The organism is Campylobacter sp. MIT 12-8780 (genome assembly GCF_006864535.1).
Lineage (GTDB): Bacteria > Campylobacterota > Campylobacteria > Campylobacterales > Campylobacteraceae > Campylobacter_D.
In genome coordinates, this window is record NZ_QHLL01000001.1 from 266,983 (window position 1) to 278,860 (window position 11,878).

The window sequence follows — 11,878 nt, forward strand, 5'->3', positions numbered from 1 at the left end:
AACCTTCAAAATATTTTTGCACTAAAGCTAAAGCAAAAAGCGTTCCAATTTTATTCAAGCAAGTCAGCATTTTCACTTTCGCCCTCATCATTACCTTCTTCTTTAGGACATTTAGCTATACTTAAAACCTCATCATTTTCAACATTTACGACTATAACTCCGCTTGTATTGCGTCCAGCTTTGCGTATGCTTTGCATATCAACTCTTATCATCTTACCAGAGCTTGTAAGAGCCATTAAATCCATACTTTCATCAACGATGACAACGCTGATTAAATCCTTAGTTTTATCAGTAAGCTTCATACAAATGACGCCTTTTCCGCCACGATTTGTAAGGCGGTATTCACCAGCATTAGTCCTTTTGCCTATACCCTTAGCACTTAAGCTTAAAATTTCTTGCTCGTCATTTTCTATGAAAACAGCTCCAACAAGCTCATCATCTTTTTCTTTAAATTTAATCGCCGTTACGCCTCTAGCAACGCGTCCAATTTCACGCACCTTTGCAAGTTTAAATTTAATACACATACCCTTTTTAGTGACTGCAAAGAGCATTTTGCCCGGCTTTTCATCACTTGTTTCATTTGTTTCTTCACTTAAGCTCTCATCTAAAATTTCAGCTGAATTTTCTTCACTTACTTCGCCTAAATCAGTTTTGAAAAGCTCATTTTCATCACGTTCAACAATGATAGCAGTTACTAATTCATCGTTTTCATCAAGATTTATCGCTCTTACTCCAACACTTCTTATATTTTGGTATTCGCTTAAATTTGTGCGTTTAACAAGTCCGTTTTTAGTAAAGAAACATAAGGATTTATTTTCATTAAAATCACTAGTTGGTATGATGGCTTTGATCTTTTCATCAGCTTGCAAATTGATCAAATTTACCACAGCTTTGCCTTTTGCGGTGCGGCTGCCTTCTGGGATTTTATAGACTTTTAGCCAGTAAAGCTGCCCGCGATCTGTTACAAACATCAAAGTATCATGAGTATTTGCGGTAAAAAAGCTTTCTATAAAATCATCATCATAAGTTGTTACTGCGACTTTACCTTTGCCGCCTCTTTTTTGCTTTTCATAAGCTTTACTTGGCACTCTTTTGATATAGCCTCTATGCGTGATAGTTACGACCATATTTTCATTTGGGATTAAATCCTCTATATCTATATCATCATAATCCTCTACGATTTCAGTTATACGAGGCACATTGAATTTAGCCTTAATCTCCTTAAGCTCTTCTTTGATAAGCTCTTCAAGCTTTTCTTCACTCTTAAGCAAGCCTTCAAGCTTAGCGATCTCAGCCATAAGCTCTTTAAGTTCGTTTTCAAGTTTTTCTCTTTCAAGCCCTGTTAAACGTCCTAATTTCATATCTAAAATGGCATTAGCTTGCAATTCACTCAAGCCAAACTCATTCATAAGTCCTGCTTTAGCCACAGCATTATCAGCACTTGCTTTGATTAAAGCGATAACTCTATCTATATCATCAAGAGCGATTTTAAGCCCTTCTAAGATATGAGCCCTTGCTCTTGCTTTTTGAAGTTCAAAAATAGTTCTGCGTATGATAACTGTTTTTCTGTGATTTAAAAATAAATTCAAAAGCTCAATGAGTGAAAAAATCTTTGGTTCTTTATTGTGTATGGCAAGCATGATGATACCAAAAGTGCTTTCCATAGTGGTGGATTTAAAAAGATTATTAAGCACTATCTCACTCATCGCGTCTCTTTTAAGCTCGATAACTACGCGAATGCCTTCTCTATCGCTTTCATCTCTTACCTCAGCTATGCCCTCGATTTGTTTTTCTTTTACAAGCTCATCGATTTGTTCTATAAGGCGAGCTTTATTCGTTTGATAAGGCAGTTCATCAATGACGATAACATCTTTATTTGCTTTTTTTTCTATATGCGTTTTTGCACGCACCTTTACCCTGCCGCGCCCTGTTTTATAAGCTTCTATAATGCCTTTTTTACCATAAATAATACCAGCAGTTGGAAAATCTGGTCCTTTGATAAAAGTCATGATTTCTTCGAGGCTTGCTTCTTTGTTTTCAATCAAATATAAAAGCCCATCGATAAGCTCATTTAGGCTGTGAGGTGGTATATTTGTTGCCATACCTACAGCTATACCACTTGAGCCATTTAAAAGTAAATTTGGCACACGAGAAGGTAAGACATCTGGTTCTTTTTCTGAATCATCATAATTTGGCACAAAATCAACCGTGTCTTTATCAATATCTTGTAAAAGCTCGTGTGCAAGATTACTCATCTTTGCTTCTGTATAACGCATAGCCGCAGCTCCATCACCATCAATAGAGCCAAAATTACCCTGCCCTGTGATGCTTGGATAACGCATAGAAAAGCTTTGAGCCATACGCACAAGCGCGTCATACACAGCCGTATCACCATGCGGATGATAGCGTCCTATCACAGCACCAACTATACGAGCAGATTTTACAAAGGTAGTGCGACTTTTGCTTTCATCATTATTCATCGCATATAATATACGTCTATGCACAGGCTTAAGTCCGTCCCTTGCATCTGGCAAAGCACGTCCTATAATAACGCTCATAGAATAATCTAAATAGCTTGATTTTATGGAGTTTTCAATATCCACAACCTGAATGTCATTGTCAAAAATGTTCTTCATCTTGTTTTTCCCTTGAAATAAAAGCTAAATTATAGCAAATTATTCTTTTGCATTAGCTAAAACTAAAGCAAAAAGCACTCGAATTTTATGATTTTGCAAAACTTTTTTAGCCTCAAGCAAGCTTGATCCTGAAGTAATAATATCATCGATTAAGATAACACTTGAATTTATAGGCTTTAAAAGCTTGTAATTTCTTTTATTTTTTTGACGAAAACTCAAACTTTTTCCTGAATATTTTAAAGTGTTTTGAGCGTGCAAGGTATGAAATTGAACGTTGATATTTTTACTTTTTACATATCTTGCAAGCAAAGCAGAATGCGAATATAAAGAGTTTTCAACCCTATCATCAAGAGGAATGGCTGTGATTTTTTCCTCGCTTTGAAAGTTAAAAAAAACTTTAAATTTAGCAAAAGAAAGCTTAGCTAAAGTATTTAATATAAAATAGCCATAAAATTTATGCTTGGAGTGCAAAAGATGCTTGATCTCGCTGTATTTGTAAAAATAATACACCTTAAAATCCTCATCAAGCTTTCTCACCCCAAGACTAAGCTCACTTAGCTCTTCTAAGCAATGCTCACAAAAGCCAAGCAAGCAAAAACTGCCGCAGTTATAGCATTTCAAAATGCAGAGATAAGCTCGGCAGTTTTGTTTGCCATTTGCTTAATCAGCAAAAAGGTATAAAATGAAATTTCTCTTGCGTCGCTAAAGCCCATTACATCTTGCTTTGTGCGAACTACAAACTGCTTATTCATATTGATATTTTTTAAGGTTAGCCTTCCTGATATATTTGAGTGAAGCCCTGTAGCATCAAGCTTTGAATTAAAGTCGATAAAAGAAAGATCAAGCCTTAACACATAAGGCGAGTTATTGATCCCCTCAACAACGATAATGCCTCTTGCTTCAAGCTCTTGCTTTAAGAAAACATAAAAAGCGACATTAAACTGCTCGTTGATAAAATATCTATCATTGCCAGCAAAAAAAAGCTTTTTTTCTTCACTTAGATCATCGATTCTATGAAAATATACCTTTTTTAAAGCCGAGCTTGGATCAAGGGTGCGTTTGTCCGCACAACACTGAAGCCCTATATCGCTGATATAAAGCAAACCTTTAATCTTTGCTTCGAAACCTTGAGCAGTATCACAACGATAGCAAGGCTGTTGTTTTGATAAATCACTTGCCTTTTGAAGCGTAGTTTGAGCTGGAGCACACGCTATGAAAAATAAGGCTAATGCTGAAAATACAAACACTTTAAACATTTATTCTCCTTTTTTAAATCATTAAATAATTTGAGTATTTTATTCAAAATTGGGCTAAAATTCAAGCTTTTTTATCAAAGTTGTTTGCAAAAATGTGAAATTTACATTTTTTCTTACACTTTTTTAAGCCAAAAAGAACAACAAAGCTTATTCTTAAGCTATAATAAAAACAGAATTTAAAAATAGGAGAAAAAAATGTCTAAACAAATGAAAATTGCTATTTTTGTAATTGATGTTATTTTATTTGCATGTTTGCTCGCCTTTTTACCCTTTGATGAAAAGGTAAATAAAGGCTTAGCTATACTTGTTTTTGTTGCTATTTTATGGCTTAGTGAGATTATCCATGTAACCGTAACAGCGATTTTAATCCCCATTTTAGCCGTTTTAACAGGACTTATGAGCGTGGAAAAGTCTTTAGTAAGCTTTGCTGATTCAAATATTTTTTTATTTTTTGGTGGCTTTGCTTTGGCTGCGACTATGCACTATCAAGAACTTGATAAGGTTATCGCTCAACGCGTTTTAAGACTTGCAAATGGCAAATTTGCACTTTCTATTTTTTATATATTTTCTACCACTGCCTTTTTATCAATGTGGATGAGTAATACCGCTACAGCAGCGATGATGCTTCCTCTTGCTATTGGTATGCTTTCACAAATTGACGCAACAAAAGAAAGAAATACTTATGTGTTTGTGCTTTTAGGAGTAGCGTATAGTGCAAGTATTGGTGGTATAGGCACGCTTGTTGGCACACCACCAAATGCGATAGTTGCTACTCAGCTTAATATTACTTTTGCCCAGTGGTTGCAATATGGCATTCCTATGGTTGTTATTTTAATGCCTTTGATGATTTTTGTGCTTTATATGACTTTTAAACCAAAGCTTGATCAACGTTTTAGCGTAGATGAAGAACTTATCCCTATGGATAAAAACAAATACATTACTCTAGCTATCTTTATCTTTATCGCTTTGTGCTGGGTATTTAGCTCATATATCTCGCCGCTTTTTGCTGCTCTTTTTGATGCAAAGAGTATTAAAAACTTTGATAGCATTATCGCTATACTTGCTGCTGTTTTAGTGTGTGCAAGTGGGGTGATTGATTGGAAGAGAGTGCAAAAAAACACTGATTGGGGTGTGCTTTTACTCTTTGGAGGTGGTATAACTTTAAGCATTATCTTAAAAGATAGCGGAGCAAGTAAAGTAATGGCTGATGGCATAGTCTTGCTTATCAATGGGAAAAATATCTTTTTAATCGCCTTAATCGTTGGTGCATTTATCGTATTTTTAACCGAATTTACCTCAAACACAGCTTCAGCAGCCTTGCTTGTGCCGCTTTTCATCTCTATAGCTGATTCTTTGGGTGTGCCTGCACTTGGACTTGCACTCATTATCGCCATAGGAGCAAGTTGTGCATTTATGCTTCCTGTTGCCACTCCGCCAAATGCCATAGTATATGGCACCGGACATATCAAACAACAAGAAATGGTAAAAGCTGGCATTCGCTTAAATGTGCTTTGCTCCATCATCATCGCCATAGCAGCATATTTGTTCTGGCTTTAAGCTTTGCTAACCTAGCTAAAGTAAAAACTTTGGCTAGGTAAAAACTCAAACCTGCAATTCCCTTTAAACAATGATTTAACAAAATAAAGTATCATTATAATAAAATTCAAACATAAGGAAAAAAGATGAAAAAATTCAAAGCTCTTTTACTTGTGGCATTTATGACACTAAATGCTTTTGCTTTAAGTGAAGGTAAAGAATATGAAGTGTTAAAAACTCCCATTGCCAATGAGCAAAACTCTGTCATAGAAGTGTTTAGCTTCTCTTGTATAGCCTGCTACACACACCACAAATTCAACACTCTAGCTAAGATAAAAGAAAAATTACCAAATTTAAACACCAAGCTTTATCCTGTAAAAGGCGGTCAGTTTGGCGAGGAATTTGCCCAACTTTACGCCTATGCACTTGCAAAGGATACTACAAATAAAAAAAATATTCTTGCTCATGACAGCCTCACCCACAAACTTAGTGATGCGTATTATACTGCTCTTTTTGAAAGAAAGCAAAACTACGCAAACTCAGCGAGTTTTAGCGAGCTTGGACTTAAAACACTTGGCATTTCAAAGGCTGAATTAGAGCGATTCTTAGCAAGCGCTGAAGGACAAAAAGTCTATAATGATTTTGATAAAAGTTATGGAGCATTAAGTCAATACGGCGGCACACCAACCTTTATCGTTGGTGGCAAGTATATCATCAAAATGGCGGAGATTAAAGGTTTAGATGAACTGATCAAGGTTGTTGATGAACTTATCAAACAAAAATAAATCAAGCCAAGCCTTATGGCTCTGGCTTTTTAGCATTAGTTTGCTTTCTTTGCTTTATTCTCACTTTTTTTTACAGCATTATCTTTTTATGCAGCCTTGCGAACAATGCGTGTATGTGCGTTTTGCCTTCAGTGTAATTTTATGTGCGAGTGTTGTGGGGTATTTTAAGCTTGGCTGGCTTAAAAGCGTGGCGTATGCTTTTGTTTTTTGGGCGATTTTTCTAGGATTTAAGGCATGCTTGATGCTTTTGCATAGCTATGAAGCCATAAAAGCGGATAATCCTTTTGGTATAAATGCTTGTTCTAATACACCTCATTTTCCCTTTAAGCTTGCCTTGCATGAGCTTTTGCCTAGTCTTTTTGCTATTAGTGGAAGTTGTGGTTTTGATGCTCCAAGAGTGAGCCAAGACGCTCAGCTTAGCTTGGTGCAAGAGTTTTTTATCGGCACTTTAGAACATGGTTTTAGTGATGGCTTATATAGCAAAGGCTGGTATTTACTACCTTCATTTGAATTTATCAATATGGCTACAGCTTGCATGCTTATCTTTGGCTTTTTTTTACTTCTTAGTTTGTATAGTTTTGTGCGTTTTGCACTCAAAGAATACAAATTTGGCTTGCTTACATTTTGTTTGACTATAAGCTTGATCTTTTTAGCATAAAATTCTTGGGATTAAAGGAGAAAGTTTGACAAGAATTTCATACTCTATAGTATGAAAAAAACTCGCCCACACTCTAGCATCATTAAATACACAAACTTCATCGCCCAAATCTTTGCACGAGAAACTATCCATTGACATACGTCCTAAAAGCTTTTCTCCATTTGCTAACTTTAATTCTCCTGTGCCATCAAAGCGAAAAAGCCCATCTGCATACCCCAAATCATAGGTACTTATAGCGATATCTTTACTCGCACTAAAACGTCCGCCATAACCTACACTCTGTCCTTTTTGAAGCACTCTTGAGCTAAGTTTTTGTGCGTAAAGGCTTAATACTTTTTGTAAATTTGTGTTGTATTCACTATAACCAAACTGAGCCAAACCAACACGGCATAATTCATCTTCATCAAGACTTTTGCAACGAAGCAAAGCAGCGGAATTATGCGAATGAAAAAGCAAATTTGGGTTAAGTTTTTGCGCCTTTTCTTTAGCGAGTTGAAATTTTTGTTTTTGTACAAAAAAGCTTGAATCATACTCATCAGCCCCTGCAAAATGTGTAAAAATGCCCTCTACTTTCAAGCCCAAATCACACGCATTTTGATACACTTCTTCAAGCTCATCAAGACTAATGCCGTTTCTATGCATACCCGTATCAATCACAAGATGTAAGCTCGTGCCTTTTTTAAATTTATGCAAATCTTCTTTATCATTCAAAGCATAGATAAAATCAGTTCTTTCATCGCCGTTTGGACGATGAGAAAGTATAAGTATACGAGGAAAAAGCCCTTGAAGCTCAAGAGCTTCTTGTTGATTTTTAAGAGCGATAAAATTCACTCCCAAGGACTTTGCAATAGGAGCTAAAAGCTTCACTCCATGCCCATAAGCATTATTTTTAAAGACACAAATCAACCTATGAAAGCCACCTGCCTTTTTAGCAAGCAAAGTAAGATTATGTTCGTAAGCTTTTTGATCAAGCCTAATAAAAGCCATTATTGCTCTGCGATGATTTGCATTTTTCCGTTTTTAAGCTTTACATACAAAAGCTTATTGCCACGAAATTGATAACTTGGAGCGTAATAATCCTCATAAAAAGATATCCTAAAAAGCTTTTCGTTTTTGATATTTGGATATGGACTTATGCTAATCTTTGAAAATTTAATCGTTTTTCTTTCATTTTTAGAAAAAATAGCCCTTTTCATCGCTGCAAATTCGTTGAATTTTTTCTTATCAAAACGTCTAAAATCCTTCTCATCATAAAAGCTAAGATAAGTTTTTGTATCACTAATCGTCCAGCTGTGCTTCCAAGCAAAAAGCGAAGCAAGCAAAGCAGCGATTTCATCAGTATTTGCTCTTACAACCTCTTTTTCTTCTGTCATAGCAAATACTTCTTTACGATTTTCAATGAGCTTTGTAAATTCTTTTAAAACATCATTATATAAAGCTATACAACCTCTTGTTTTATACTCATCAAGCCTTGATCCATCAAGCGGATAGCCATGTATCCATATACCCCCGCCTGTTTTTCCTTGCACTCTATCAAGCAAATTTGGATAAGTTGTTGCAAAGGCATAATGTCCATAATAAGTCGTTGGCGGTGTAAATTTCTTACCAAGCTCATAAAATCCTATAGGAGTTTTTAAATCCCCTTCGATTTCTTTATCGCCCATCAATCCGGTTAGGGTGTTTTTTTGATCAAATTCTTGAGTGAGTTTGCCATCTTGATAGCGAAACACTTTAAAAGTTTTTTCTGTTTTGTTTGTAACAATGATAGTTGATTCTTCATCATAATAGCCCAAAGACACATCTTTACCTTTAAGCTCTTCAGCCCAAAAATCCTTATTTGCAAGCTCCTTTTCAAGCTCTCTTCCAACAGCTTCTAAGCCTTCATTAAGATAAATTTTAGCCAAATTTGACGCCTCGCTTAAAGAAAACAAGCACAACATTATAGTGATAAATCTTAACTTTAACACAAATCACCCTTTCGATAAGTTTTTGATGAATTTTCTAAAAGAAAAATTATACTATAAAATACTTAATTTTACTTATATTTTTGTATTTATTGCATTTATTATGCTAGAATTAAGGCTTTAGGATATATTTTTAAAGGATTAATGATGAAAAGGATTATTTTGGCTTTTTTAAGCTGTGTTATTTTAGGTTTTGCACACGAGCATATACATAGTAAAGATCAGGGCTTGATGAGTGATTTTGCGCTTAATAATGGCTCTATAATCATTAAGAACGCCTATATCTTGCAAACTCCGCCAAATAGAAAAAATACAGCTATTTTTTTAAGCATTTACAACAATACAGATAAAGATATCGCTTTGATCAAAGCCACAAGCAATCTCACACAAAAAGTCGAACTTCATACGCACGCGCATTCGCATATGCAAGCTGTGGATAAGATCGTTATCAAAGCACATTCAAAAGCCATACTTCAAAGTGGAGGCGATCATATCATGCTTTTTGATACAAATGTTAATGAAAACACACAAACACATCTTGAGCTATATTTTGACAATAAAGAAAAAATAATACTTAAAAACCTACCAAGCAAAAGCTTTGTAACAAAGTGATGTATAAAAAAATTTTCTTTTTTGCCCTTGTTTTGCTTGGCATTTTGGCATTTTTTGTCGTGCTAAACACCACTAAAACACAAGGTAAAAGAGAGCTTATTAGCGAGCTAAAACCTTTAGAATGCGATCTTAATGTAAAAGATTGTATGTTTGATTTTAAGGGTAAAAAAGTGCTGGTAAAAACAAGTCTTAAACCTCTTGTTTCTTTGCAAGAATTTGAACTTATACTTGAAAACTTGGGCGATTATAAAAAGCTTAATGCTCGAATTTATGGGCTAAATATGTATATGGGCGACATAGTACCAAGCTTTGAAAAAATACACTCAAATTCTTATAAAGCAAATATAGTCTTAAGTGCTTGTGTGATCGATATTATGCGTTTTAGAATGGAATTTTTTGAGGGTGAAGAAAAGCTTGATTTTTATTTTGATTTTGATGTAAAAAGATGAGTTGTGTTATGAAAAAGATAGGTTTTTTGATACTTTGTGTTGCGATTGTAAGTATTATTGGGTGTTTTGAGACTGAAAAAAAATACGATTTTTTACTTAATTCAGAGCAAGGTAAGGTAAGCTTAAAGGATTTTGAAGGTAAAAAGCTTATCGTGTATTTTGGCTTTAGTTATTGTCCTGATGTGTGTCCAGCGACTCTAGCCCTTATATCAAATGAACTTAAAAAATTTAAAAACAATGAAATTTTCTTGCTTTTTATCTCGCTTGATCCGCAAAGAGACAAGGATATAAAAGCGACAAATGAATGGCTAAGATATTTTTATACGAATTCAACCACCTTGCTTGCACAAGATGAAAATGAGCTTGCAATACTTGCTCAAAACTACGGCGTGATTTATAAAAAAGTGCCACTTAAAGACTCTGCTTTAGAGTATTCTATAGCACACAGCAACGAATTATTTTTATTTGATAGCAAGGGTAAGCTTTTTCAAAGAATTTCAGATCTTAGTCAAAAAAGCCTACACAATGCTTTTGAGCGTTTTCTTATGCTAGATCAGCAAACAAATCAGTAGAAAGATACCTTTCTGCTGTATCATTAAGCATAGTTACGATAATCTTATCTGGGTGTGCTTGAGCGATTTTGCTCGCCACAAATACATTTGCCCCACTTGAAATTCCAACCATTAAGCCATTTTTTCTAGCCAAAGCTTTAGCTGTATTAATCGCATCTTCATTGCTGATAGTTTGTATCTCATCAATGACTTTTTGATTTAAAATTTCTGGGATAAAATTTGCTCCTATGCCTTGAATTTTATGTCCGCCAGCCTGTCCTTTACTTAGAAGTGGTGAACTTTGAGGCTCTATGGCTACAATTTTTACTTTATCACCAAGCTTTTCTTTAAGCACTTCACCCACGCCACTAATCGTGCCTGCAGTGCCAAAACCAGCGACAAAAAAGTCGATTTTTCCATCAAGATCGTTTAAAATTTCAAGAGCCGTGTTTTCTCTATGTGTGTTTTTATTAGCCAAATTTTCAAATTGACTTGGTATAAAAGAGTTTTTTATTTGCTCTTTTAAAGCCAAAGCTTTATTATATGCTCCTTTCATACCTTCGCTAGCTGGTGTTAGCTCAAGTTTTGCACCAAAGAAAAGCATCATTTTTCTTCGTTCTATACTCATGGATTCTGGCATAGCAATGATGATTTTAAGCCCCAAATCAGCACAAATCATCGCCAAAGAAATTCCCATATTTCCGCTCGTGCATTCAATGATAGTTGTGTCTTTGTTGATCTTCCCTGTATCAAGAGCATTTTTAATCATCGCAAATGCAGCTCTATCTTTGATCGAATGACTCGGGTTTAAAAACTCACATTTGCCATATAAGTTTTCTCCAAAGCCCTTTAAGGCTATGAGTGGCGTCCTACCGATAAGTTCGGTAACATTTTGATATACTTTCAATACCAACTCCTTTTAATAAGATAAAATACCTTTGCATTTTACATACTAAAAGTTTAAAAAGAAATAAAACGAGATAAAAAAAGAGTGAAAAAAAGAAAATCAATACAAAAGGCTAGAAAAGCTCTAGCCTTTTTGGGCTAAAATTAAAAATTATTTTTTCTTTTTAGCTTTACCGCCAGCAACAGCTTCTTTAAGGTTTTTACCTACTTTGAATTTAGCTACATTTGTTGCAGGAACTTGGATAGTTTTTCCTGTGCTTGGAACTCTAGCTGTTCTTGCAGCTCTTTTTGCAGTTGAGAAAGTTCCAAAGCCGATAAAGCTGATAGTATCACCTTTTGTTAAAAGTTCGGTAATAGTAGCGATAACTGCATCTGTAGCAGCTGTAGCGTCTTTTTTTGTAAGCCCAGAAGTTTGAGCAACTTTTGAAATGAAATCTGCTTTAGTCATAAAAGCTCCTTTGTTAAGATAAAAAGTGCCTAATTCTAGCATATTTTAAATGCTTTTGCAAGAGTTTTTATATAATT

General features: G+C 34.9%; 13 protein-coding genes. 6 read left to right on the forward strand and 7 right to left on the reverse strand.

Going from position 1 to position 11,878, the window contains the following annotated elements; all coding sequences use genetic code 11:
- Positions 1-50 precede the first annotated feature (50 nt).
- Genes gyrA through mapA form a run of 3 tightly spaced genes read right to left on the reverse strand, consistent with a single transcriptional unit; the run spans position 51 to position 3,892 of the window.
- Positions 51-2,636, reverse strand: coding sequence for a DNA gyrase subunit A (gene gyrA / locus DMB95_RS01295; protein ID WP_142930575.1), 2,586 nt, complete (start codon positions 2,634-2,636; stop codon positions 51-53).
- Positions 2,637-2,675: 39 nt separating this feature from the next.
- Positions 2,676-3,257 (reverse strand): ComF family protein, encoded by a 582-nt coding sequence (locus DMB95_RS01300; protein WP_142930576.1) that lies wholly within the window; start codon positions 3,255-3,257, stop codon positions 2,676-2,678.
- Positions 3,254-3,892, reverse strand: a complete 639-nt coding sequence (gene mapA / locus DMB95_RS01305; RefSeq protein ID WP_137632664.1) for an outer membrane lipoprotein MapA — start codon at positions 3,890-3,892, stop codon at positions 3,254-3,256. Before mapA ends, DMB95_RS01300 begins: the two co-directional genes overlap by 4 nt.
- 195 nt (positions 3,893-4,087) lie before the next feature.
- On the opposite strand from mapA, the gene DMB95_RS01310 reads away from it, so the two are divergent.
- The 3 genes from DMB95_RS01310 (at position 4,088) to DMB95_RS01320 (ending at position 6,871) form a co-directional block, all read left to right on the forward strand.
- Positions 4,088-5,449 carry an SLC13 family permease gene (locus DMB95_RS01310; RefSeq protein ID WP_142930577.1) on the forward strand — a complete coding sequence of 454 codons (1,362 nt, stop codon included), beginning with the start codon at positions 4,088-4,090 and terminating at the stop codon, positions 5,447-5,449.
- A 125-nt stretch (positions 5,450-5,574) separates the two neighbouring features.
- Positions 5,575-6,213: a thiol:disulfide interchange protein DsbA/DsbL gene (locus DMB95_RS01315; protein WP_142930578.1), complete on the forward strand. Its 639-nt coding sequence runs from the start codon at positions 5,575-5,577 to the stop codon at positions 6,211-6,213.
- Complete coding sequence (locus DMB95_RS01320; protein ID WP_142930579.1) at positions 6,191-6,871, forward strand: disulfide bond formation protein B; 681 nt, start codon at positions 6,191-6,193, stop codon at positions 6,869-6,871. The genes DMB95_RS01315 and DMB95_RS01320 overlap by 23 nt, the downstream gene beginning before the upstream one ends.
- Here DMB95_RS01320 and DMB95_RS01325 read toward each other — a convergent pair.
- Together DMB95_RS01325 and DMB95_RS01330 are read right to left on the reverse strand one after the other, a co-directional pair.
- Entirely contained in the window at positions 6,863-7,858 is a 996-nt protein-coding gene (locus tag DMB95_RS01325; RefSeq protein ID WP_142930580.1) for an alanine racemase, read from the reverse strand. The genes DMB95_RS01320 and DMB95_RS01325 overlap by 9 nt on opposite strands.
- Positions 7,858-8,811 carry a L,D-transpeptidase family protein gene (locus DMB95_RS01330; protein ID WP_142930607.1) on the reverse strand — a complete coding sequence of 318 codons (954 nt, stop codon included), beginning with the start codon at positions 8,809-8,811 and terminating at the stop codon, positions 7,858-7,860. The genes DMB95_RS01325 and DMB95_RS01330 overlap by 1 nt, the downstream gene beginning before the upstream one ends.
- A 255-nt stretch (positions 8,812-9,066) precedes the next feature.
- Between DMB95_RS01330 and DMB95_RS01335 the strand changes: the two genes are divergently transcribed.
- Genes DMB95_RS01335 through DMB95_RS01345 form a run of 3 tightly spaced genes read left to right on the forward strand, consistent with a single transcriptional unit; the run spans position 9,067 to position 10,468 of the window.
- Positions 9,067-9,447: a copper chaperone PCu(A)C gene (locus DMB95_RS01335; protein ID WP_142930608.1), complete on the forward strand. Its 381-nt coding sequence runs from the start codon at positions 9,067-9,069 to the stop codon at positions 9,445-9,447.
- On the forward strand, positions 9,447-9,896 hold the full coding sequence (locus tag DMB95_RS01340; protein WP_142930581.1) for a hypothetical protein: 450 nt from the start codon (positions 9,447-9,449) through the stop codon (positions 9,894-9,896). The genes DMB95_RS01335 and DMB95_RS01340 overlap by 1 nt, the downstream gene beginning before the upstream one ends.
- An 8-nt stretch (positions 9,897-9,904) precedes the next feature.
- Positions 9,905-10,468, forward strand: a complete 564-nt coding sequence (locus tag DMB95_RS01345) for an SCO family protein (RefSeq protein WP_142930582.1) — start codon at positions 9,905-9,907, stop codon at positions 10,466-10,468.
- On the opposite strand, the gene cysK is transcribed toward DMB95_RS01345, so the two are convergent.
- Positions 10,440-11,354 carry a cysteine synthase A gene (cysK, locus tag DMB95_RS01350; protein WP_137632657.1) on the reverse strand — a complete coding sequence of 305 codons (915 nt, stop codon included), beginning with the start codon at positions 11,352-11,354 and terminating at the stop codon, positions 10,440-10,442. The genes DMB95_RS01345 and cysK overlap by 29 nt on opposite strands.
- A gap of 150 nt (positions 11,355-11,504) precedes the next feature.
- Positions 11,505-11,801 (reverse strand): HU family DNA-binding protein, encoded by a 297-nt coding sequence (locus tag DMB95_RS01355; protein WP_034902415.1) that lies wholly within the window; start codon positions 11,799-11,801, stop codon positions 11,505-11,507.
- Positions 11,802-11,878 lie beyond the last annotated feature (77 nt).